The organism is Bradyrhizobium sp. Kon56 (assembly GCF_055807635.1).
In genome coordinates, this window is sequence record NZ_JBVVOU010000013.1 from 126,717 (window position 1) to 149,610 (window position 22,894).

A 22,894-nucleotide genomic window follows, 5' to 3' on the forward strand; every position below is an offset into this window, starting at 1 on the left:
ACAGAGGAGGTGGCGCCTTTTGGCCCCGCCTTGCCCTTAAGTTCGTTTGTGTCCACGCCATGAACGTACTCGCGCGTGTCCTTCAAACGTTTTTCTTGGATGTACGCGCTCCTCAAGTCGATTGTGTCTACCCCAATCGCCGATGACACCCACGGCGCGCGCCATGGGGCAGTCGGGGGGTACCCATTTGCTTGCGTGCTTCCTGCCGTCTGAATGCTTTTTTAAGTCAAAGCAATTGCAGAGATATCGATACCGACGAGGACAGATTCGGTATTTATACTTCCGTCCGGGTTTCTCCTGAACGCGCGCCGTTTGGTTGGCATCATAATCCCTTGAATGTTCTTGTACTCGGACATGTAGTGCGCGGCTGGAGCGCCACCTGCGACGAGTGTGGTATAATCCAAACGAGCGATGAGCCCGTTTTCATCGACGTGGAATATCTGGTCCGGACAGTGAGTTCCAACCTTCTCGGGAAAAGTGATCTTGAGCCGCCGGCGTACCGTGCCTTGGTCGGTCGCCGGGTCTATCTCTTCCGCTTTGGCACTCTCAGTGACAAACATAAATGGAGTATTCAGATAATTCCAAAGTGCATACCCGGTAAAGTAAGCCAGATGCAGCCTATCCCACGTCGTCTGAAGAGTATGTCCTTCAAACGCATTTCTTGGATGTACGCGCTCCTCGATAAGCTTCCCGTCGATTGTCTCTAGCCGAACACGATCCGGTTCGTAGATGCTTTGCACGCCTTCTTCGGTAAAGTGCGTAAAGCAAGTTCGCTGTTCTTTCGTTTGCGCCTTCAATTGAACATTTCGAAGACACTATCCCATCCCTTTCTAGTCCAGTGCGAACCATGCATCGAGAGGTTCACGTCGATCGCGTTGAATTTTCGCCATCGTTCAAGAGTTCCGTGAGACTCAAGCACCAGATCTAAAAGAGCAGTCATGTGTCCTCCGGTTCGCCCTATTGGAATTAGGGCCATCGCTTTCGATATCGCACTAGCTGCGGTTTCAGGCGCTTAGAATTAAGGGCGCCTGACCGTTGATCATCCATTAGTTGGGTTTCAGAAGGACTTTCCCGCCTTTTTGCGCATGCGCCATGGCCTGAGTTGCCTGCTCGAGCGAATAAACGCCGGCGACCGGAACGTGCAGTTTGCCTTCGGCGATCAGTCGCTCGGCTGTCCGCGTATGAGCCGCAAGCTTTTCGTGTGCATCTCGAAAGCGCGGAAATCCCAGCCAAAACCCTTCCAGGGTCATCTGCTTGAAAATGATGTTCAGAGGACTCATGGCCGCGGGCTTTCCGCTGACGCCGCCATAGACGACCATCTTGGTGTTCGACGCGAGGCAAGACGCTACCGAGTGCGAGGACTCGCCACCCACGCCGTCGATGCCCAGCTTGATTTTAGCCTTGCCGGTCGCCGCTGCGACCTGCTTCACAACGTCGGGTCCATCGACAAGGACGACGTCAGCTCCGGCTGACTTCAGCTCATCCACCAGCTCTGGTCTGCGCACGAGGCTTACCGAGCGCAGTCCGAACTCCTTTGCAAACGCAATGACGCTGCGTCCCACACCGGAATTGCCGGCGTTCTGGATGACCCAGTCGTCCTTGCCGAGTTCGACATACTCGGTTAGGAGCAATGCCGCTGTGAGCGGATTGATCCGAAGCATTGACATCTGTTGGGGATCGGCTTGCTCAGACAAGACGATGAGATCGGTGGCCGGCACCGTGATGGCCTGTCTCCACACGGGAAGCCCGATCGGAATGGCGACACGATCGCCAGTCCTTACATTTTTAACCGAGGCTCCTACGGCGACAACGCGGCCAATAGCTTCGTTCCCGAGCGGCGCGGGCGGCTGCGGCCTGATCGCATACATGCCACGGATCATCAGAAGTTCAGCAAGTCCGATCGCTGAGTATTCGACCGCGACCGTGGCTTCATTTGCTGCCGGCGGTGGGGGTGGATCGCTTTCGACAACTTCAACCACCTCGGTGGGTTTGCCAAACTTAGACATTTGCAGAAACTTCATTGTCCCCTCCGCGAGAGCTGTATGGCTCATTCCGCCAAGTAATCTTACGGTTCCCTGACCGCTCGACGCCAAACCATGCTAAGTTCATATAACGAACTGTCATTAACGTCAACCTGTGTATGAAAAATGAACTCAGAAAAAGCGCATTCGCCCGAGCTGGATCTTCGCTTGATGTTGGAGCTAAAAAACAACTGCTCCATCAAGCGAACGCTCGAGATTGTTGGTGAAACCTGGACCTTGTTGATCTTGCGCGAGGCCTCATGGGGGGTTCGCCGCTTCCAGGACTTTCAAACGTTTTTGGGCATACCAAGAGCGGTGCTGTCTGAGCGCCTGGAAAAACTTGTTGAGTACGGAATCTTTGAAAAAACTCCTTACAAGGAGCCGGGGGCGCGAAAGCGCTATCAATACGAACCCACCAAAGCCGGCATCAAGCTATTGCCTGTGCTGATGGCATTGAGCCAATGGGGAGATGAGCATCTCGGCAAAGGATCTGCCCGCATGATCGACAAAGCGACTCGGGAAGAAGTGTTTCTGAAGGTCGTCAGCAAAAACGGCGACCATGTCCCAGTGGAGCGGGTGCGACCAGTAGTGCGGAGGTAATCACACGTTTGTGGTCAATAATGTTGATCGGCTTGCTGAAAGTAAGAAAGAAGTTCTTGAGCGATTGAGCAGGCGGGGTCCCATCGTGCGATTTGCCGAGCCTGCGGATCATCGGTCGGACACGCGCCAATGAAGCACTAACGCCAGCTGAGCGGGCCCCACGCGATTTCCACACATGGCCCAACTCGGACCTAGGGTGAGGTGCGCCAACGCGGCCGGTATCGGAGGCAGAGTGGACCTCAGACGAAGTGCAGCGCGAGTTTATGAGTACATGTCCTAAGCTGTCCGACATCATTTTCAGCTTGCCTCGGCCCGCGCCGCAGCGTTCACTCCGGCTCCAGCCTGCTGACAACATGCGGGCGACAAAAAGCGTGGGGGGAGACTGATGCGGGGGCTGTGGGCCGGATTGCATAATCATGCGATCGTCATTGCTGGGCTGATCGCCTATGGGTTGATCGCGCCGCTAAGCGCCCAGCCGTTTCCGTCGCGGCCGATCACCCTCGTGGTGCCGTTCGCGGCGGGCGGTCCGACCGATACGCTGGCGCGCATCCTGTCCGAACGCATCGCCGCTGAATTGCACACGTCGATCGTGGTGGAGAACATCGCCGGCGCCTCCGGCAGCATCGCCGGCGCCCGCGTCGCGCGCGCAACGCCTGATGGCACCACGATCACGATCGGCCATTGGGGCACGCATGTGCTCAACGGCGCGATCTTCAAGCTGCCATACGACGTGATCGCCGATTTCGAGCCGGTCGCGACGATCGCGATGGGCACGCAGCTCATCGTCGGCCGGAAGACGCTCGAAGCCAACACTCTGAAAGAGATGATCGCGTGGCTGAAGGCCAACCCCGGCAAGGTGACTGCCGGCACGGCCGGCGCCGGCACGGGGGCCCACGTCGCCGGTGTCTTCTTCAAGGAGAGGACCGGCACCGACTTCCAGTTCGTGCCGTATCGCGGCGCGGGGCCCGCCATGATCGACCTCGTGGCCGGGCAGATCGACATCATGTTCGATCAGGCCTCGAACTCGCTGCCGCACTACAAGAACGGTGCGATCAAGGCGTTCGCGGTGACGTCGCCGACGCGGCTCGCCTCCGCGCCCGACATCCCGACCGTCGACGAGGCGGGGCTGCCCGGTCTCTACATCTCCTACTGGCACGGCATCTGGGCACCGAAGAACACGCCGAAGGAGATCGTCACGAAGCTCAACGCGGCGATCGTCACCGTGCTTGCCGATCCTACCGTCAAGCAGCGGTTTGGCGAATTGGGGCAGGAGATTCCTCCGCCCGATCAGCAGACGCCCGCAGCGCTCGGAGCCTTCCAGAAGGCCGAGACCGAGAAATGGTGGCCGATCGTGAAGGCCGCCGACATCAAGGCGGAATAATACCACTGCCTCATCCTGAGGAGCCCGCGGAGCGGGTGTCTCGAAGGATGCGCCGCAAGCGAGAGCAGGGCCTGCGTGGTTCGCCCGGCGATGCAAAGCATCGTCCGGAGACGCGCGTTCCGCGCTCCTCACCATGAGGAGAACGACAGCCTCGCGGCGTTAACCTTTTCGTGCGCACGACGACCGGTCTGTCACCAAAACCTCGCTGCGGTGCGGGATCACAATGCTTGCCGCAGTTTTCTGCGTCCTTGATCTCAGGTGAGTGCTGGCCGACAATGCTCGCCCTTCAATAAGAAACTCCCTGGGGGAATTCGTGAATAGACCTGCTCGGGTCAGCGCCCATTCGACATCGTCCGATTCCGTGCACGGCATGGCGCTGCTGCGCGATCCCCTGCTCAACAAGGGCACCGCCTTCTCCGCGCAGGAGCGCGACGATCTCGGCCTGCGCGGCCTGCTGCCGCCTTGCGTGCTGACGATGGAGACCCAGGTCGAGCGCGTGCTGGTCAATCTGCGCACGCTGCCGACCGATCTCGAGAAATATGTCGCGCTGAATGCCTTGCACGACCGCAACGAGGCGCTGTTCTTCCGCGTCGTCGTCGACAATATCGACGAGATTCAACCGATCATCTACACGCCGACGGTCGGGCTCGCCTGCCAGAAATACGGCCTGATTTTCCAGCGGCCACGCGGCATGTTCATCTCCTCGCGCGATCGCGGCCAGATCGCCGAGATCCTGAAGAACTGGCCCTATCCGGCCAAGCTGATCGTCGTCACCGATGGCGAGCGCATCCTCGGCCTCGGCGATCTCGGCGCCAACGGAATGGGCATTCCGGTCGGAAAGCTCTCGCTCTATTCGGCCTGCGCCGGCGTGCATCCCGAAACGTGCCTGCCGATCGTGCTCGACGTCGGCACCAACAACGAAGAGCTCCTGAAGGACCCGTATTATCTCGGCCTGCGCGAGCGGCGGCTCACGGGCGAGGCCTATGACAGCTTCGTCGACGAGTTCATGGTCGCCGCGCGAAAGACCTTTCCGGGTGTGCTGATCCAGTTCGAGGATTTCGCCAACCACTCGGCGTTCAAGCTGCTGCACAAATACCGCGATGAGGCCTGCGTCTTCAACGACGACATCCAGGGCACGGCTGCGGTGGCGCTCGCCGGCCTGTTTTCGGCGCTGCGCGTCAACGGCGGCAAGCTGAAGGACCAGCGCATCCTGTTCCTCGGCGCCGGCGAGGCCGCGACCGGCATCGCCGATCTCGTGACGTCCGCGATGATGGCGGAAGGTGCCTCTGAAGCCGAGGCGCTTCGGCGCAACTGGCTGGTGGATTCCCGCGGCCTCGTCGTTGGCGCCCGCCAAGGCCTGTCCGGTCACAAGCTCCGTTATGCCCATGCCGGTCAGGCGCCGATCGCCGATTTCCTCACCGCGATCAGGACGCTGAAGCCGACCGCCATCATCGGTGTTGCCGCGGTCGGTGGCGCCTTCACGCCCGACGTGCTCAAGGCGATGGCCGAGCTCAACGAGCAGCCGATCGTGTTCGCGCTCTCCAATCCGACTTCGAAGGCCGAATGTTCGGCGGAGGACGCCTACCGCTACACCGGAGGCCGCGCGCTGTTTGCCTGCGGCAGTCCGTATGACCCCGTCAAGCTCAACGGCCGAACCTTCGTGCCGCGCCAGGGCAACAACTCCTACATCTTCCCGGGCGTCGGCCTCGGCGTCATCGCCAGCCGCTCGCGGCTGGTCACGGACGAGATGTTCATGGCGGCCGCCCATACGCTCGCCGATTGCGTCGGCAAGGACGATCTCGCGCAAGGCAGCCTCTACCCGGCGCTGCCACGCATCCGCGAAGTCTCGGTGCGTATCGCCGCCGCCGTCGCCGATGTCGCCTTTCAGCGCGGGCTCGCGGACGGACCCGCGCCGAACGACGTGAAGGGACTGGTTCAGTCCCAGATGTACGAGCCGCAGTACTGAGGCCTCCGCCTCGTCATGGCCGGGCATAGCCGTCCGAAGGACGGCGTCGCTTCCGCTCGCCTATGTCCCGGCCATCCACGCCTCGCCGGATGGTACGAAGAACGTGGATGCCCCGGACAAGCCCGGGCCCGACGACCGCTTGAAGCAAGCCACGTTAGGTCAGCACAGCGATACCATTTCAGGTAGAAACCCGGTTGCGCGGCGCGGCCGTATATGCGACGCTCTGTAGCGTTACAAGAAATTCAATCAAGGTAAGCCGCCATGGACGATCGTTTGCCCGAACTGGGCGACCTCGAGCACGAGGTCATGCAACTGGTTTGGGCCCATGGTCCTGTGACGGCCGAAATTGTGCGCGAGAAGCTGTCGCGTCGGCTGAAGGAATCGACAGTCCGCACGGTGCTGCGCCGGCTGGAAGAAAAGGGCTATGCTCGGCACACGGTGGACGGACGCACCTATGTCTACCACGCAGCCGAAGAGCGCGCGCGGGTTGCGGCCAAGGCGGTGCAGCGCATCGTCGACTGGTTCTGCAACGGCTCGATGGAGGAGGTCCTCGTCGGCATGGTCGACAATGCGATGCTCGATCAGCAGCAGTTGCGCACACTGGCCGACCAGGTGGCCAAGGCGAAGAAGGCGAGGGGAGTGAAGAAAGAATGATCGCAACTCTGGCGGAGGCGGCGCTGCGCTCCCTTGTGCTGGGAGGCGTCGTCTGGTTCGGCCTCAACCTGTTTCGCGTGCGCAATCCGCACGTCCACATGACGGCGTGGGTCGTCGTGCTGCTGGCGTCGCTGGCGATGCCGTTCGTGATGCATTGGCCGACGGTCACGATCACCCGGCTGCCATCGCCGGTATCGGTGCCGGCTGATGTCATGCCAGTTGATATCTCGACGTTCGAGATGCCGCAGCCCATGCAGCCGATGACGCCCGGCGCGGCGATTCCGCCGTCGAAGAACGGCGTCTCAATCAATTGGTGGCTGATCGCTACCGTCATCCATGCCGGCGTCGCCAGCCTGTTGCTGCTGCGGCTGGCCATCGGCCTCTGTCTGACCTGGCGCCTCGCGCGCGCGGCAAGGCCGATCAACGGTCCGCGCATGGTCGACGCCGATGTGCGCGTCAGCCGCGACGTCGGCGGTCCCGTCACGTTTGGCTCGACCATTCTGGTGCCGCCGCAATTTTCCGGCTGGGACGCCAAGAAGCGCCTCGCGGTGCTCGCGCATGAGGGCGCGCATGTCGCCAACCGCGATTTCTATATACTCCTGCTCGCCTCCCTCAATCGCGCGGTGTTCTGGTTCAGCCCGTTCTCGTGGTGGCAGCTCGCGCGTCTGGCCGAACTTGCCGAGATCATCAGCGACGCCGAGGCCATCGAGGTGATCGACGACCGGCTGTCCTATGCGGAAATCCTGCTTGATTTTGCAAGCACGGTAAACCCGCGGCCGGTCGAGCTCGCGATGGCGCGGGCCTCGACCGTGCGCGCCCGCGTCGAGCGCATCATCGCGGCCGCCGCGATGCCCGTCGCGGTCGGCTGGCGCAAGCGGGCGTGGATCGCGGCTGCGATCGTCCCGGCCGTGATCGTGTCCGCCGGCATGATCGCCTATCGCACGCCGGAGCCTGCGCCGCTCGCCGCGGATAGTGGAGAGGTGCCGGCCCAGCATTACCGCCCCTTCGTCAATTTCTACGCCATGGGTCCGACCTCGGTGTTCGCGATCTTCCGCGACGGCGACGAGGTCTACGGCCAGCTCACCGGGCAGCGCAAATTGCGCCTGACGGTCGGCACTGACGGCATCGCATCCTACCCCGCCTCGTCCGGTGAGATCACGTTCCCGCTCGATGCGGAGCGCCGCTCCGCCGAGCTGATGCTGCGCATGAATGGACGCGACATCCGCGCACTTCTCGTTGCCGAGATGCCGACGGCGGCCACCGATTCCGGATCACTCGATCAATATGTGGGCTGGTACAGGATCGCACCGAACCGCGTGCTCACGGTGGACCGCGACGGGGATCGGCTCCAGGTGCAGGAAACCGTACAGGGCCGGGCTGCGCTCCTCGCTGAGGGGGCCGACGCCTTCTCGATCCGTGGCGACAATCTGCTGGTTTTCCTGCGCGACGAGCAGGCCAGGGTCTCGCGCGTGCTGGTCCAGAACGCGGTGTTCGGCGCCCGCCTCGCACCGCGGATCGATGCGGCCGCGGCGCAGGCGATCGAGGCCGACTTCGCGCGTCGCGTTGCGGAAGTCCCCGATCGTTTCCGCGAGCAGGTCCCGGTCGCCGGCGGCAAGGAGATGATCCTGCGCGGGATCGAGGATCTGCGCAGCGGCACGCCGAACTACGACCGGATGAGCGCACCGCTCGCCGCCAAGGTCCACCGCCAGGTCGACGAGTTGCACGCGACCTTCGTCGCCCTCGGTCCGGTGGAGTCGCTGTTCTTCCGCGGCGTCGGACCGGGCGGCTACGACATCTATGGTGCGAAATTCGAGAACGGCACGGCGGAATTCCGCCTGCTGCTCGAGCCAGACGGCAAGGCCGGCGACGTCATCTTCCGGGCCGACGGCAATGATGAGCTCGGCGGCATCGTCACGTGCGCCGAGGAGGCGAATGTGCGCGGCCGCGCCGGCACTTCGCCGATCCGGATCATGGTCTACAACGAGATGGGCGAGGACATCCGCGTCTTCAATCTCGATGCCGACGGCAATCGCAAGGCCCAGAGCGTGGTCCGGCCCAACATGAGCTGGGCGGCCACGACCACGGTGAACAATCCCTGGGTGATCGCCGACAAGTCCGGACGGTGCCTCGAGGTGCTGATGCCGGGTCGGCAGACGCGCTTCCACAATGTCGAGGCTTCCAACATGGGCGCGAAGCCGGGGCGCGCCGCCCGCCGCGCCGTTCCGATCGCCAATGGCGAGGATATGCTGCGCCGCTATATCGCTGATGTCGGCAAGGGCCAGCCGGACTACGAGCACATGACGTCGGAAGTCGCCGACATCACGCGGCAGCAGCTTCCGTTCGACCAGGCGATCCTGGCGAAGCTCGGCGCGCTGCGTGCGGTCTCGTTCCGCGGCGTCACCGCGCTCGACAGCGACATCTACATCGCCCAGTTCGCCAACGGCTCGGCGGAATGGCGGATCGGCGTCAGGAACGGCACGATCACCAAGATCGCGCTCGGGCCGAATTTCTAGGAGCGTTGCGGCCGTCCATCAGTCACGCCGGATGGGCGGCTCGCGATATCGGACGGGACAGCGCAATCTCTGCTTGCGGGCCAGCACCGCAAATGCTACGATATGTAGCATTACGGTTCGTAGCCTTGCGCGGCGTGCCGCTGGCAGGCTCGAGAAAATCAGGCGTTCGCGATGACCAATTCCGCAAAGGCCGAAGCTGTGCTGGCGCTTCATCGCTTCGGGATGGGGCCGCGACCGGGATCGATCGCCGCCGTCGGCACCGACCCGCGCGGCGCACTGATCGCCGATCTCGACCGGCCGCTCACGCTGACCGCCGCCGCCGTCCTTCCCACCAGCGCAAAGGCCTATTGCACCGTTGCCGACGCCAATGCGCGGCGCGCGGCTAGGGCCAAGCAGGCGCAGCAGCAGGCCAAGAGGCAGCAGACGGCGTCCGCGCCGACAATGTCGGAAGACCAGACGCAAGGGCAGGGTGCGGACAAGGACGCCGCCGAGATGGCGGCCAAGCAGGCGGCCGAGGCCGTGCCCGATCCCGGGCGTCCGATCTATTTGCAGGAAGCCAAGCTGCGCACGGAAGCCGCGCTTGCCGCCGAGATCGGCTTCGCCGAGCGGCTGGTGTGGTTCTGGTCCAACCATTTCTGCATCTCGGCCAACAAGATCCAGAGCATGTCCGGCGCCTATGAGCGCGAAGCCGTTCGCGCCAATATGCTCGGCCGCTTCGTCGATCTCCTGTTGGCCGTCGAGGGCCATCCGGCGATGCTGTTCTATCTCGACAATCTCGGCTCGATGGGTGCGAACTCGATCGCCGGCATCAACCGCAGCCGCGGCCTCAACGAGAACATCGCGCGCGAGATCATGGAGCTGCATACGCTCGGCGTGCGCGCCGGCTACACCCAGGACGACGTCATCAGCTTCGCCAATGTGTTGACGGGATGGACGCTGGTGCCGCCCGGCGACAATCCCGAGCACGGTGGCGAGTTCACCTTCAATCCGCGGCTGCACGAGCCCGGCGGGCAAACCGTGCTCGGCAAGCGCTACGAGCAGGAGGATGCCGAGCAGGGCCGCGCGGTGCTGCGCGATCTCGCCGCGCATCCGGCGACCGCAACCCATATCGCGACCAAGCTCGCGCGCCATTTCGTCGCCGACGAGCCGCCGCCTGTGCTGATCGAGCAGATGGCGAAGACTTTTCGCGACACCGAGGGCGATCTTAAGCAGGTCGCGATCGCGATGGTGTCCTTGGACGAGGCCTGGCGCGGGCCGCCGTCGAAGCTCAAGCGTCCCAGCGAGTGGGGCGTTGGCATGGTGCGCGCGACCGGCGCCACGACGGTCGATCCAGTCCGCTTCACCGGCGGGCTGGAGCTGCTCGGCGAGGCGCTGTGGCGTCCATCCGCGCCCAAGGGCTATCCGGACGACGAGGCGAGCTGGATCGACGGCGTCGGCCGGCGGCTCGACATCGCCAACAATTTTGCCGAGCGCCTCGCCGGTACGGCTGATCCGCAGGCGATCATCGAGGACGTCTTCGCATCGGAGATATCACCCGAGGTGAAGCAGGCCGTCGGCCGCGCCGAGAGCCGGCAGCAGGCGCTCGCGCTGTTGTTCATGTCGGCGGATTTCCAGAGGAGGTGACCATGGGCTTTGACCATCATCTGCCCACGCGGCGCGAGCTTCTGGTCGGCTCCGGCGCGCTGTTCACGTGGAGCCAGATGCCGCGGATCGCGCGTGCCGAAGGGCGCGATCCGCGCCTGCTGGTCATTGTGCTGCGCGGTGCGCTCGACGGCCTTGGCGCGGTTGCGCCGGTCGGCGATCCCGACTGGATCTCCTTGCGCGGCGATCGTGCGCTGGTGCTGGACGGCAAGCCGCCCGCGCTGCCGCTCGATGCCTTCTTCGCGCTCAATCCGGCGATGCCGAATCTGCATCGGCTCTACAAGAGCGGCAAGGCTGCGATCGTCCATGCCGCCGCGACGCCCTATCGCGAGCGTTCGCATTTCGACGGCCAGGACGTGCTGGAAAGCGGGCTCGTCAAGCCGGGCATGACCAGCTCGGGATGGCTCAACCGCGCGCTGCTCGCGCTGGAATCCAGCGGGCGTGTCGACCCGCGCGGCAGCCGCGCGCTCGGCATCGGCTCCGTGACGCCGCTGGTGGTGCGCGGTTCGGCGCCCGTCATGACATGGGTGCCGCAGAGATTGTTGCCGGCGAGCGAGGACACGCAGAACCGCCTGCTCGATCTCTACCAGCACACCGATCCGAAGCTTGCGACCGTGCTCCAGGCCCGCATGAGGCTCGCTTCGCTCGGCGGCGCACCAGGCGCGGGCGATCCGATGTCCGACGATCCGACCTTGCCGCCGCCCGGCATCGCGCGCGTGCGCGCCTATTTCGCCGAAGCCGCCGGCACGGCCGCGCGCTATCTCGCCAAGCCTGACGGCCCGCGTGTCGGCGCCATGGGCTTCGTCGGCTGGGATACGCACATCGCCGAGGGCGTGGCCTCGGGCCAGCTCTACAATCTGCTCGGTGCTCTCGACGGCGCCTTTGCCGCGATCGAGAGCAATATGGGCGAAGCGTGGCGCGAAACAGTCGTGGCCGTCGTCACCGAGTTCGGGCGAACCGCGCGCATCAACGGTACGCAGGGTACCGACCACGGCACGGGCACGGTCGCTTTCCTGATCGGCGGCGGGCTCAACGGTGGTCGCGTGATCGCGGACTGGCCCGGTCTGAAGCCGGCGCAACTCTTCGAGGATCGCGATCTCAAGCCGACCACGGATTTGCGCGCGGTGCTGAAAGGCCTGCTGAGGGATCATCTGCGCGTCGAGGAGAAGGTGCTCGCAGAAGCCGTCTTCCCGGGCAGCGCCGACGTCAAACCGATGGGAGGCCTCGTCGGCTGACGACGCGGCTCTCGCAACCGGATCGGGTTCATGATGTGCACGCTGACACAACGGGAGCTCGACTTTCTCGCCAGCTTGAAGACCGGCTGGCAGCGGCTCTATCGGCGCGAGCTCGCGCGGCTCTCGAGGAGCGGCGCCGAACCTGACGAGGTTCCGCCGGAGACGCGCCCGATCTGGCGCGTCGTATCGGGCTTATCCCACGAGCCTGTCTCGATTCAGGACAAGCCAGTGTGGTGGAATCGCCACAGCTAACCCGAAACGGCTGCGGCCTCAGGCGCGCTTTCGTTCCGACAAGGTTCTGCCCTCATTGCCCACCGAAACTCGGGGCCATTCGGAGGGCGCATCATGTCTTGCTTTGCACGTGCCGAAAATGCCCGGATTTCGCCGGCAAGCCTGTGCCGGATCCTGCTCGCCACCATCGGCGCGGCGTCGCTTGCGGCGTGTGCGCAATCGCCGGTCGGCCACCAGAAGGCCGATCTCGGCACCCACCGCCAGGCCGCTGTCGAACGACCGCACAGGGTGGCGGCGCTGCATCCGCGTCCGATCAGCCGGGCGCGCATCCCCGACGGTGATGCAAAGCAGAGCGTCTCCCACGGCGTCGCCAGTTTCTATTCGGACACGGAGACGGCGAGCGGCGAGAGGTTCGACAAGAACGAATTGACCGCGGCCCATCCCAGCCTGCCGTTCGGCACCAAGCTGCGCGTCACCGATGTCTCATCCGGCCGCTTCGTCACCGTCAGGATCAACGATCGCGGGCCGTATGTTCGCGGACGCGTGGTCGACGTCTCTCCCTCCGCGGCGGAGGCGCTCGGCATGGTCGACAAGGGTGTCACCAATGTCCGGCTCGACGTGGTGCAATAATTTGCGGCTGCATCGATCCGAAGCGCTGTGCTTAACCGGCTGTTAGCCGCCTCAAGCCACCATGGATACCCAATCATTCGGGACTAGATCTAAGCTCTTGGGAGGCGGCGTTTGACCACGATCCAGTATCTCGAAGATCAGGCCGCACGCGCCGAGCGGCTGGCCAAACGGATCACGGATACATTGACGATCGAAAAGCTCCTGACCTTCGCGCACGAACGCCGCCGCGAGATCGAGGTCATCGCCGGCAAGTACCGGCGCGCCTGATTCTCATCCCCATGCGCGCTCAGCTGTGGCTTTCGACGAAGTCGCTGAGATAGTCCGGCAGCGTCATGCCATCAATGTCACAGCGCGCCCGGATCTCGCCGGCGACATCGGTCGAGATGTCCTTCATCCAGTGCTCCAGCGTGTTGAACGAGATGACCTTGATGGGGTCGTTGAAGCAGCCAGCGACGAGCTCGCCGATCGTGGCGTCGAGATCGCTTCGCTCGACGCGAATTTCGGTCGCCTTGTCGAGGCGGTCGATCACCACGAACAGGGTCTGGTCTGCGCCATAGGGCACGACAGGGGCTGGCACGCCGGCTTCAAGCATGTGAGGCACTCACGCCTTCGCTTCCGATCACCATCAACGGGAAAAACCGGCAGAAGGTTCCCGCGCTCAGCCGGTGCTTCTGCGAGGATCAGAGAAATTCGCGCAGCCGCGCCAGCTCCGTGATGTGCTCGGGCGAGAGAATGTCCGTGACCAGCGGCGGTTGCGCGATGGTGCGGATCTCATAGAGATGCCTGGTCGCCGCCGGCTTCGCCATGAACGCCGAGATGCATTCGTCGAGCGTACCCTCGATCACCTGGTAGGACGCTCGGTCCGACCGTCGCTGGTTCGCAAGCGAAGGCCATTTATGCAGCACCGCAAGGACACCAAAGTCGACCTTTGAATCCCCAACCACGTCCCCCATCGTCCCGCCTCACGCAAAAAGACCCCGGCACACGATCGTGCGTACCGGGGCCTACACCCATTACTGCATCTCAATGCCTCAGCACCAAACGCGATGGACCGGGAAATAGTTCCCGGCAAATGTTTGCTTTCAGCTCGCGGCCGCCGCGATTTTATGGCCCGGGCTGGTGTGCCCGTGGCTGGTCTCATCGCCGCGACCAACTTCGGGCGGAAGCCCGGCAAAGCGCCGCAAGGCCTCGGCCATCTGCACCCGGCTCGGCGCGCCGGTGATGATCACGTCCACCATCGTGAAGGACGAATGGAAATGGCCACGCGCCTTGAGTTGCTCGACCGGGACGCCGGCGGCTGCCATCGCCTCGGCATAGGCGATGCCTTCGTCGCGCAGGGGATCGAATTCGCAGGTGACGACGAAGGCCGGCGGTAGCCTTTCGACCTTGCCGCGGAGCGGCGAGGCGCGTGGATCGGTGCGGTCGGTCGGCGAGCAGTAGAGGTCCCAGAACCAGTACATCAGCGAGCGCGTCAGGAAATAGCCGGTCGCATTGTCGTTGTAGGAGGGGCGGTCGAAGGTGCAGTCGGTGACCGGGCAGATCAGGAGTTGGCCCGCGATCTCAGGGCCGCCGCGATCGCGCGCAAGCTGGCAGGTGACGGCGGCGATGTTGCCGCCGGCGCTCCAGCCCGCGACCAGCACCGGGCCCGGCCTGCCGCCGAGCTCGGCGGCGTGCTCGGCGATCCAGCGCGTCGCCGCATAGCCGTCTTCGGCCGCGGCCGGGAAACGATGCTCGGGCGCATGACGATAGCCGACGCTGACCAGCATCATGCCGGTCCGCCGCACCATGTCGCGGCAGAACGGCTCGTCCGACTGCTCGTCGCCGAGCACCCAGCCGCCGCCGTGGAAATAGACCACCACCGGATGCGGCCCCGGCGTTGCCGGCCGGTATACCCGGTAAGGCAGCGGACCGTCGGCGCCTGTCAGGGTGCCGTCGACGATCTCGCCGATCGGCCGTCCCGCCGGGCGGCCCTTGTTGAACTCGTCGACGAAGGCGCGGGCGCCGAGGGCGCCCATCGACTCGATCGGCGGCAGGTTGAGTGACGCCAGCAGGTTCAGCACCAGCCGCACGTCCGGCTGCAGCCGCACCACCTCGCCGTCATTGCATTGCGCGGCGACGTCGGGGCCGGTCAGCTTGAAGCCGAGCATGCCGCGGCTGACCACCTCGTCGCAGATGCTGCGATAGGGACCGACGCCGCCGGTATAGGGCATCAGGCCCTGCACCTTGCCGGGCACGTTGGCGCCCGTGTACCAGGTGTTGGCGAGCCGGTGCAGCGTCACCATCGAGCAATCGGCCATGTGCCTGTTCCAGCCGGCTTGCGCCGTCTCGGTCGGCTCGATCGTGGTGAAGCCGCCGTCGCGCAATGCTTTGAGCCGGTCGACGACCCAGTCGACATGCTGCTCGATTGACACCGCCATGTTCGACAGCACCGACGGGCTGCCGGGACCGGTGATCATGAAGAAGTTCGGGAAGCCTGCGACGGTGAGGCCGAGATAGGTCTGCGGCCCCTGCGCCCAGACGTCGGTGAGCGACTTGCCGCCACGTCCGGTGATCGGATGCACGGCGCGGATCGCGCCGGTCATGGCGTCGAAGCCGGTCGCGAACACGATCACGTCCACGTCGACGCTGCGCTTGGCCGTCGTGATCCCACTTGCGGTGATCGCCTTGATCGGCTCCTGACGCAGATTGACCAGCGTGACGTTCGGCCGGTTGTAGGTCGCGTAATAGTTGGTATCGAGGCAGGGGCGTTTGGCGCCGAACGGATGATCGTCCGGCATCAGCGCCGCGGCGGTCTCGGGGTCTTTGACGGCGGCGCGGATCTTCTCGCGGATCAGGTCCTGGACGATCTTGTTGCCGTCGATGTCGACCGCCTGGTCGGCCCAGAGCTGGGTCAGGATGTGGACGAGGTCGCCGGCCGCCCAAGCGCGTTCGAACCGCTCACGACGCTCGGCATCGCTTAATTGCCAGCTAACGACCGTCTGCTGCGGATAGGGCACGCCGGCCATCGACTGGCGCGCCTGCTCGCGATAGGCCGCGCGATCGCCTTGCAGCAGGCTCATGCGATCGGACGGCGCGGGACCGTTGTGCGCCGGAAGCGCGAAATTCGGGGTGCGCTGGAACACGGTCAGGTGCGCAGCCTGCTCGGCGATCAGCGGGATCGACTGAATGGCCGACGATCCCGTGCCGATCACCGCGACGCGCTTGCCGCCGAGATGGACGCCGTCATGCGGCCAGCGTCCGGTGAAATAGACCTCGCCCTTGAAGTCCTTCACGCCGTCGATCTCCGGCGGCTTGGGCGCCGAGAGGCAGCCGGTGGCCATGATGTAATGGCGGCAGGAGACCGGCGGGCCATTATCGGTGGTGAGCTGCCAGCGCTCGATCGCCTCGTCCCATTTCGCTTCCGTGACCTTGGTCTTGAAGCGGATGTCACGCCTGAGATCGTAGCGGTCGGCGACGAAGCCGAGATAGCGCAGGATCTCGGGCTGGGTCGCATATTTCTCCGACCAGGTCCATGCGGTCTCGAGGTCGGGATCGAAGGTGTAGCTGTAATCAATGGTCTGGATGTCGCAGCGCGCCCCGGGATATCGGTTCCAGTACCAGGTGCCGCCGACGTCGCCGGCTTCTTCGAGGCCGACCGCCGTCAGGCCGGCCTTGCGTAGCCGATGCAGAAGATAGAGGCCGGCAAATCCGGCACCGACCACGGCAACATCGACCTGCTGGCTGGTTCCGCGCCCCGTGTCCGAGGCACGTGCAGCAACCATTGCATCAGGCATGGCATTTCCTCCCGTGTGTTTTGTTTTGCCCGCAGGCTATCGCTGCAGGTTCGGCTTGTCATCACGGCATGTGCAATCTTCGGTAGCCATTTGCGGCGTCATCATGGCCGCGTGAATGTTGCGGCGGCACACGCATCGCGATGCACAAGGGCCGTGATTTCCCGGGCTAATCAGGGTCGATCCACCTGTGTATGCTCTTGTTTTTGCCACGCGTGCAAACGGGCGTCATGACAGAGTTGAGTGAGCGGACCAAAGCGAACATGGACGTCGTCCTGGAGGAGACGTGCCGCCAACTGCCTCACGGCGGCGATCACGACAGCCGCAGGTTCATCGCCGAGCGGCTGATCGAGGCGGCGCGGTCCGGTCACTCCACGCTCGGCGAGCTCGGCATCATCGCACGGCACGCACTGGCGGAGCTTGCCGCCAAGCGGAGCTAGGCGCAGCCGCGGCGCTTGCTTCGCGGCGGGCCACGGACATAACCTGCCCAAAATCCTTCCGCGCGTCGAGATGCTCCGAAGATGCGGTCCGTGTTCGCGCTTTTTGCGACGTCACTCGTCCTCTGTTGCGCCGGCTCGGTCGTGGCCCAGCCGGTCGGCCAGTTTCCATTTGCGCTGACGCGCGAAGGACAGATGCTTGGCGCCGTCGAAGGCGAGGTGGCCTCGTTCAAGGGGCTGGCCTATGTGGCCGCGCCGCTCGGACCGCTGCGCTGGCGTCCGCCGCAGGCTGCACCCGAGAGTTCGGAGATGCGCACCGCCTATGCCTATGGCGCGCCGTGTCTTCAGCCCTCGCTGCCGGGATCGAGCGAGGATTGCCTCACGCTGAACGTGTTTCGTCCGTTCGGGGTCGACGGCCCGCTACCGGTGATGATGTTCATCCACGACGGCGCTTTCGTCAGCGGCACCGCGAATGATCCGCTGTTCGACGGTGCCAGGCTCGCGCAAGCCGGCCTCATCGTGGTGACCGTGAATTTTCGCCTCGGCGCGTTCGGCTGGCTCAGCGATCCCGCGCTGTCGGAAGGCGGCTCCGGCAATTTCGGCCTGATGGACCAGATCGCGGCGCTGCATTGGGTGCACGACAACATCGCGGCCTTCGGCGGTGATCCCACCAACGTCACCTTGTTCGGCAGTGGCGCAGGCGCAACGTCGATCGCGCTGCTGATGCTGTCGGAGCAATCGCGCGATCTCTTCCAGAAAGCCATTCTGCAATCGATCCCCGGCCGTGCGCGCCTGCGTTCGGCACAAGAGGCCGAAATTGTGGGGCGGCAATTCGTGGCGGTGCTGGGGCGACAGGCCGATTTACGTACAGCCGAACCGCAACGCCTGCTTGCCGTCGAAAAACATTTCCTGGAAAAATCGCCGCGCAGCTTCGCGCCGACGATCGATGGGAGTCTGGTGAGCGAGGAGGTCGCCGCGGGCTTCGCAGCTGGACATGAGAGCCGCATCCCCTTGATCATCGGCTCGAACGACGACGAGACCGGTTTCGACGGCGAGCTGGATATCCGGGAAGAGCTGGCATCGTCAGGCACCACCAGCGATGAGCTGCGCAGGCTCTATCCCGATCTCGCCAGACCTTCGGACCGCGCGGCAAGGTTCTACACCGACAGGGTCTTCTCCGAGCCAGTGAGACTGCTGGCGCGCCTGCATGCCGCCAGCGGTGCGCCGACCTTTCGCTATCGCTTCACCTATGTGCCGGAGGCACGGCGCGCAAACCCCGAGGGCGGTCACGGGCGGGAATTGCAGTTCATCTTCGGCGTCGAAGGCATGCCCGGTGCAGGCATCTTGTCAGGAGCCGATCGCGAGGTCGCAAATCGCATGCGCGCCTACTGGATCAATTTCGCCAGGAGCGGCGATCCCAACGGTGCGGACCTGCCGCATTGGGATTCGGCCGCAGGCAGCGATCGCCTGCTGCTGATCGCGAACGATGGCATCGCGAGCGGAGACGACCCCTGGTCGGAGCGTCTGGACCGGTTCGCGCATTAGAGGGATGAGTTGGACTTAAGCCGCGAGCTCGACGCGCGGCGCCGGGCTTAGCCGGTCTTCCTCCAGATAATCCATCGCGCCGTCTTTCTCGACGGCGTAGAACTGCTGGCCTTCCTTCGACTTGTAGGCGGCGCGAACGACGCCGCGGCGGCCCTTGTCACTGTTGACGACATCCCCCAACGCAAACTTCTTCATTTCACGTCCCTGGCTGCTGGCCGACTCCTTCGGCTACGCCCGGGATTCTGGGCAGCAAATCGTTAACGTCTTGCTAACCATACGGGTTTGCCTATGCTCGCGGCCGATCGCGCGGGCAACTCGCACGCGCATGTTGCCAACGAAACGAGCCTTCGCCCATGGTGCGATTTCCCACCTTCTTCCTGTCGCATGGCGGCGGTCCGTGGCCGTTCATGGAAGACAGGCGGGTGCAATACGCGAAAACCGCCGAGGCGTTCGGCCGGCTGCCACAGCTCTTGCCGGAGAGGCCCAAGGCCGTGCTCGTCATATCAGGACATTGGGAGGCTGACGCCTTCACCGTGTCGACTTCCGCGCATCCGCCGATGGTGTACGATTATCACGGTTTCCCCGAGCACACCTATCACCTCAAATACCCGGCGCCGGGGCGGCCCGAGCTCGCCGCGGAGGTAAAGGCGCTGCTCACGCGCGCGGGTGTTGATTGCCGGGAGGATCCCAACCAGGGGTTCGATCACGGCACCTTCGTGCCGCTCGGGCTGATGTATCCGAACGCCGACATGCCGATCGTGCTGCTGTCGCTGAGATCGAGTTACGATCCGGCCGAGCACATCAGGATGGGGCAGGCGATTGCCTCCCTACGCGACGAAGGCATTCTGATCGTCGGCAGCGGACTCACCTATCACAACATGCGCGGGTTCGGCCGTGCCGAATCGAAGCCGGTCTCGTATGATTTCGAGGCTTACCTGAACGAGGCGATCAGCCACAAGGACGCGGCGCGGCGCAACGCGATGCTGGTTGACTGGGAGAACGCGCCGAGTGCGCGCCTGGCCCATCCGCGCGAAGATCATCTGCTGCCGCTGATGGTGGCCGCCGGCGCCGCCGGCAGCGACACGGGCAAGCGCGTCTTCGTCGACGAGGTCGCGAATGTCGCGATGGCGTCGTATGTGTTTGGCGGGTGATCTTCTCCTCTTCCCGCAAGCGAGGAGAGGTGAAGAAGAGTGGCTCACCCGTATTTCAGCTTCATGAACAGGATGCCGCCGGCGAGCACCATGGTGATGGCGTTCGCGGCGACGAGGGGCGCATCGCCCGACAGCAGGCCATAGACGAGCCAGAGCGCCAGCCCAAGCACCATGACCAGGAACATGCCGAGCGAAATATCGCCGGTGGAGCGGGTCTTCCACACTTTGATGGCTTGCGGCGCGTAGGCCACGGTGGTGCAGGTCGCGGCGGCAAAGCCGATCAGCTTGATCAAGAACGGGTCCATGGCGGCTCTATAGCATTGATTCGAGGATGGTCGCGCCTCAGGCGCGCGCGGTCATGAGGCCGCGATAGAGCGCGGCATAGTCACCGGCGCGGTTGCGCCAGGACACGTCGGTCGCAAGGCCGCTCAGTTGCAGCCGGCGCCAGGTCAGCTTGTCGTGAAAGGCGATGTTGGCCTTGCGCAGCGTGCCGGCGAGGGCATCCGCGGTGACGGGTGCGAACTTGAAGCCGGTGGCATCGCGGCCTGATTTATCGGCATCGCCGATATCGACGATGGTATCCTCGAGGCCGCCGACCCGCGAGACGATGGGCACGGCGCCGTAGCGCAACGCGCAGAGCTGAGTCAGGCCGCATGGCTCGAACCGCGAGGGCACGATGAGCGCGTCCGAGCCGGCCTGGATCAGATGCGCCATGATCTCGTCGTAGCCGATCACGACCCCGATCCGGCCAGGGTTCGCGCGCGCTACGGCCTGATAGCGATCCTGGAGATCGCGATCGCCGCTGCCGAGCAAAGCGAGCTGCATGCCTTCGCGCAAAATGGTCGGAATGGCTTCGAGCAGGAGATCGAGCCCCTTCTGCCACGACAGGCGGCTGATGACGCCGAGCAATGGCGCTTCGTCCGAGGAATCCAGATTGAACTGTTGCTGAAGCACCGCCTTGTTCGCGGCCCGGAACGTGAGGTCCTCCGCGCCGAAGCGGTAGGCGATGTGCGGATCTTCTTGCGGATTCCAAACGTATACATCGATGCCGTTGAGGATTCCGCTCAGCACGTTCGCGCGGGCGCGAAGCAGGCCGCCGAACCCCATGCCGCCCTCGTCGGTCTGGATCTCCTGCGCATAGGTCGGCGAGACCGTGGTGATGCGATCGGCGAATTGCAGGCCGGCTTTCAAGAAACTGATGCCGCCGAAATATTCGAGGTCGTTGACGCCGTAGGCGCGCCAGGGCAGGCCAATCGAACCAATCAGCTCGGGCACGAACTTGCCCTGATAGGCCATGTTGTGGATGGTCATCACTGTAGCCGGCCGCGGCCGATTGTCATAGTGCAGATAGGCCGGCGCGAGCCCGGCCTGCCAGTCATGGGCATGCACCACGTCGGGCACGAAGGCGGGAACGAGGCCGTGGCCGATATCGGCCGCGATGCGCGAGAGCGCGGCGAACCGCACGCCATTGTCCGGCCAGTCGACGCCTTCGGGCGTCACGTAGGGGTTGCCAGGCCGTGCGTAGAGATGCGGCACGTCGAGCACGAACAGATCGAGGCCGTCATGCGAGCCGGCGAGCAGACGTCCGGGTCCGCCGAAATAATCCGGCCAGCGCCGGATTTCGTCGGCTCCCCCCAGCACCCGCATCACGTCAGGATAGCCTGGCATCAAGGTGCGCATCTCGACGCCATGCGCCTTGAGCGCAATCGGCAGCGCGCCCGCGACATCGGCGAGACCGCCAGTCTTGACGATGGGATAGACTTCAGAGGCGACCGCGAGGACGCGAACAGGCGTCATGTATTGAGCCTGTCGAGCATCGGCTGGGTGATGAGCGAAATGCCCTGCTCGGTGGTGCGGAAGCGTCTTGCGTCCAGCTCGGGATCTTCGCCGACGACGAGCCCTTCCGGGATCTCGACGCCGCGATCGATCACGACGTTCTTCAGGCGCGCGCCGCGGCCGACATTGACATAGGGCATGATCACGGCGTTCTCGACATTGGCGTAGGAGTTGACGCGCACGCCGGTGAACAGCAGTGAGCGCCGCAGCGAGGCGCCGGAAATGATGCAGCCGCCCGAGACCAGCGAGCTCACGGCCTGGCCGCGCCGGCTCTCCTCGTCGTGGACGAATTTTGCCGGTGGTGTGATCTCGGAATAGGACCAGATCGGCCAGGCGCTGTCGAACAAATCGAGCTCGGGCACTACGTCGGTGAGGTCGATATTGGCGGCCCAATAGGCGTCGACCGTGCCGACGTCGCGCCAATAGGCGCGGGGGTCGCTGCCCGAGCGAACGCAGGAGGTCGAATACTGGTGCGCCATGGCGCGGCCGTTCTTGACGAGGTAGGGGATGATGTCCTTGCCGAAATCGTGGTTGGAATTCGGATCCTCGGCGTCGCGCTTGAGCTCTTCGAACAGGAATTTTGCGTCGAACACGTAGATGCCCATGCTGGCGAGCGAAACGTCCGGCTTGCCCGGCATCGGCGGCGGATCTTTCGGCTTTTCCAGGAACTCTTTGATCCAGCCGTTCTCGTCGATATGCATGATGCCGAAGCCGGAAGATTCCTGGCGCGGCATCTCCAGGCAGCCGACGGTGACGTCGGCGCCGCTGTCGACGTGCTGGCGCAGCATCACCTCGTAATCCATTTTATAGATATGGTCGCCGGCGAGAACGACGATGAAGCGGCAGGCGTGGGATTCGATGATGTCGATGTTCTGGTAGACTGCATCGGCCGTGCCGACATACCACATGTTTTCGGAGACGCGCTGGCTCGCCGGGAGGATGTCGAAGCTCTCGTTGCGCTCGGGGCGGAAGAAGTTCCAACCCATCTGAAGGTGCCGGATCAGGCTGTGCGCCTTGTACTGGGTGGCGACGGCGATGCGGCGGATGCCCGAGTTCACCGCGTTCGACAGCGCGAAATCGATGATGCGAGATTTTCCGCCGAAATAGACCGCAGGCTTGGCGCGCCGGTCGGTCAGCTCCAGCAGCCGGCTGCCGCGTCCGCCGGCCAGGACAAACGCCAGCGCCTGACGGGCAAGCGGCTCGGGTCTCGCGGCACTCATGTCATTCTCCCACAACTCTTGCGCTCGCGAGAAGCCTCCCGGCCGCGCACATTGGAACCGATA

Annotated in this window: 22 protein-coding genes; 13 read left to right on the plus strand and 9 right to left on the minus strand. The window is 64.1% G+C overall.

Annotation, left to right across the window (positions count from 1 at the left end; all coding sequences use genetic code 11):
- Positions 1-221: 221 nt before the first annotated feature.
- Together AC0L3B_RS21590 and AC0L3B_RS21595 are read right to left on the minus strand one after the other, a co-directional pair.
- Positions 222-797: a hypothetical protein gene (locus AC0L3B_RS21590; protein WP_473381005.1), complete on the minus strand. Its 576-nt coding sequence runs from the start codon at positions 795-797 to the stop codon at positions 222-224.
- A gap of 249 nt (positions 798-1,046) precedes the next feature.
- The gene (locus tag AC0L3B_RS21595) at positions 1,047-2,021 is read right to left on the minus strand and encodes a zinc-dependent alcohol dehydrogenase family protein (protein ID WP_018454363.1); all 975 of its coding nucleotides are present in this window, start codon (positions 2,019-2,021) and stop codon (positions 1,047-1,049) included.
- 126 nt (positions 2,022-2,147) lie between these two features.
- On the opposite strand from AC0L3B_RS21595, the gene AC0L3B_RS21600 reads away from it, so the two are divergent.
- From AC0L3B_RS21600 to AC0L3B_RS21645, 10 genes are all read left to right on the plus strand, one after another.
- Entirely contained in the window at positions 2,148-2,621 is a 474-nt protein-coding gene (locus AC0L3B_RS21600; RefSeq protein WP_018454364.1) for a winged helix-turn-helix transcriptional regulator, read from the plus strand.
- 385 nt (positions 2,622-3,006) lie between these two features.
- Positions 3,007-4,002 carry a tripartite tricarboxylate transporter substrate-binding protein gene (locus tag AC0L3B_RS21605; RefSeq protein WP_085350245.1) on the plus strand — a complete coding sequence of 332 codons (996 nt, stop codon included), beginning with the start codon at positions 3,007-3,009 and terminating at the stop codon, positions 4,000-4,002.
- Positions 4,003-4,315: 313 nt separating this feature from the next.
- Positions 4,316-5,968 (plus strand): NAD-dependent malic enzyme, encoded by a 1,653-nt coding sequence (locus tag AC0L3B_RS21610; protein WP_083926483.1) that lies wholly within the window; start codon positions 4,316-4,318, stop codon positions 5,966-5,968.
- Between the two features lie 261 nt (positions 5,969-6,229).
- Entirely contained in the window at positions 6,230-6,622 is a 393-nt protein-coding gene (locus tag AC0L3B_RS21615) for a BlaI/MecI/CopY family transcriptional regulator (RefSeq protein WP_018457458.1), read from the plus strand.
- Positions 6,619-9,135 carry a M56 family metallopeptidase gene (locus AC0L3B_RS21620; RefSeq protein WP_018457459.1) on the plus strand — a complete coding sequence of 839 codons (2,517 nt, stop codon included), beginning with the start codon at positions 6,619-6,621 and terminating at the stop codon, positions 9,133-9,135. The genes AC0L3B_RS21615 and AC0L3B_RS21620 overlap by 4 nt, the downstream gene beginning before the upstream one ends.
- Before the next feature lie 171 nt (positions 9,136-9,306).
- Entirely contained in the window at positions 9,307-10,758 is a 1,452-nt protein-coding gene (locus tag AC0L3B_RS21625) for a DUF1800 domain-containing protein (protein ID WP_473381006.1), read from the plus strand.
- A gap of 2 nt (positions 10,759-10,760) precedes the next feature.
- Positions 10,761-12,011 carry a DUF1501 domain-containing protein gene (locus AC0L3B_RS21630; RefSeq protein WP_018457461.1) on the plus strand — a complete coding sequence of 417 codons (1,251 nt, stop codon included), beginning with the start codon at positions 10,761-10,763 and terminating at the stop codon, positions 12,009-12,011.
- A gap of 30 nt (positions 12,012-12,041) precedes the next feature.
- Positions 12,042-12,263 (plus strand): hypothetical protein, encoded by a 222-nt coding sequence (locus tag AC0L3B_RS21635; protein WP_026233375.1) that lies wholly within the window; start codon positions 12,042-12,044, stop codon positions 12,261-12,263.
- Positions 12,264-12,356: 93 nt separating this feature from the next.
- Positions 12,357-12,872, plus strand: coding sequence for a septal ring lytic transglycosylase RlpA family protein (locus AC0L3B_RS21640; RefSeq protein ID WP_018457463.1), 516 nt, complete (start codon positions 12,357-12,359; stop codon positions 12,870-12,872).
- A 111-nt stretch (positions 12,873-12,983) separates the two neighbouring features.
- Entirely contained in the window at positions 12,984-13,139 is a 156-nt protein-coding gene (locus AC0L3B_RS21645) for a hypothetical protein (protein WP_018457464.1), read from the plus strand.
- Positions 13,140-13,158: 19 nt separating this feature from the next.
- Here the strand turns inward: AC0L3B_RS21645 and AC0L3B_RS21650 are convergent, their stop codons facing one another.
- The 3 genes from AC0L3B_RS21650 to AC0L3B_RS21660 form a co-directional block, all read right to left on the minus strand.
- Entirely contained in the window at positions 13,159-13,464 is a 306-nt protein-coding gene (locus AC0L3B_RS21650) for a hypothetical protein (protein ID WP_018457465.1), read from the minus strand.
- Positions 13,465-13,552: 88 nt separating this feature from the next.
- Positions 13,553-13,825, minus strand: a complete 273-nt coding sequence (locus AC0L3B_RS21655; protein WP_018457466.1) for a hypothetical protein — start codon at positions 13,823-13,825, stop codon at positions 13,553-13,555.
- 129 nt (positions 13,826-13,954) lie between these two features.
- Positions 13,955-16,645 (minus strand): flavin-containing monooxygenase, encoded by a 2,691-nt coding sequence (locus tag AC0L3B_RS21660; protein ID WP_026233376.1) that lies wholly within the window; start codon positions 16,643-16,645, stop codon positions 13,955-13,957.
- Positions 16,646-16,836: 191 nt separating this feature from the next.
- Here AC0L3B_RS21660 and AC0L3B_RS21665 point away from each other — a divergent pair, with 191 nt between their 5' ends.
- On the plus strand, positions 16,837-17,082 hold the full coding sequence (locus AC0L3B_RS21665) for a hypothetical protein (protein ID WP_018457468.1): 246 nt from the start codon (positions 16,837-16,839) through the stop codon (positions 17,080-17,082).
- An 81-nt stretch (positions 17,083-17,163) separates the two neighbouring features.
- Positions 17,164-18,624 carry a carboxylesterase/lipase family protein gene (locus AC0L3B_RS21670; protein WP_018457469.1) on the plus strand — a complete coding sequence of 487 codons (1,461 nt, stop codon included), beginning with the start codon at positions 17,164-17,166 and terminating at the stop codon, positions 18,622-18,624.
- 15 nt (positions 18,625-18,639) lie between these two features.
- Here AC0L3B_RS21670 and AC0L3B_RS21675 read toward each other — a convergent pair whose 3' ends face one another.
- The gene (locus AC0L3B_RS21675) at positions 18,640-18,819 is read right to left on the minus strand and encodes a hypothetical protein (protein WP_007601069.1); all 180 of its coding nucleotides are present in this window, start codon (positions 18,817-18,819) and stop codon (positions 18,640-18,642) included.
- Positions 18,820-18,977: 158 nt separating this feature from the next.
- Here AC0L3B_RS21675 and AC0L3B_RS21680 point away from each other — a divergent pair, with 158 nt between their 5' ends.
- The gene (locus tag AC0L3B_RS21680) at positions 18,978-19,775 is read left to right on the plus strand and encodes a DODA-type extradiol aromatic ring-opening family dioxygenase (RefSeq protein WP_473381007.1); all 798 of its coding nucleotides are present in this window, start codon (positions 18,978-18,980) and stop codon (positions 19,773-19,775) included.
- A 44-nt stretch (positions 19,776-19,819) separates the two neighbouring features.
- Here AC0L3B_RS21680 and AC0L3B_RS21685 read toward each other — a convergent pair whose 3' ends face one another.
- Genes AC0L3B_RS21685 through glgC form a run of 3 tightly spaced genes read right to left on the minus strand, consistent with a single transcriptional unit; the run spans position 19,820 to position 22,831 of the window.
- Complete coding sequence (locus AC0L3B_RS21685; protein WP_018457471.1) at positions 19,820-20,080, minus strand: SemiSWEET transporter; 261 nt, start codon at positions 20,078-20,080, stop codon at positions 19,820-19,822.
- A gap of 37 nt (positions 20,081-20,117) precedes the next feature.
- Complete coding sequence (gene glgA, locus AC0L3B_RS21690; protein ID WP_473381008.1) at positions 20,118-21,572, minus strand: glycogen synthase GlgA; 1,455 nt, start codon at positions 21,570-21,572, stop codon at positions 20,118-20,120.
- Entirely contained in the window at positions 21,569-22,831 is a 1,263-nt protein-coding gene (glgC, locus tag AC0L3B_RS21695; protein WP_007613273.1) for a glucose-1-phosphate adenylyltransferase, read from the minus strand. Before glgC ends, glgA begins: the two co-directional genes overlap by 4 nt.
- Positions 22,832-22,894 lie beyond the last annotated feature (63 nt).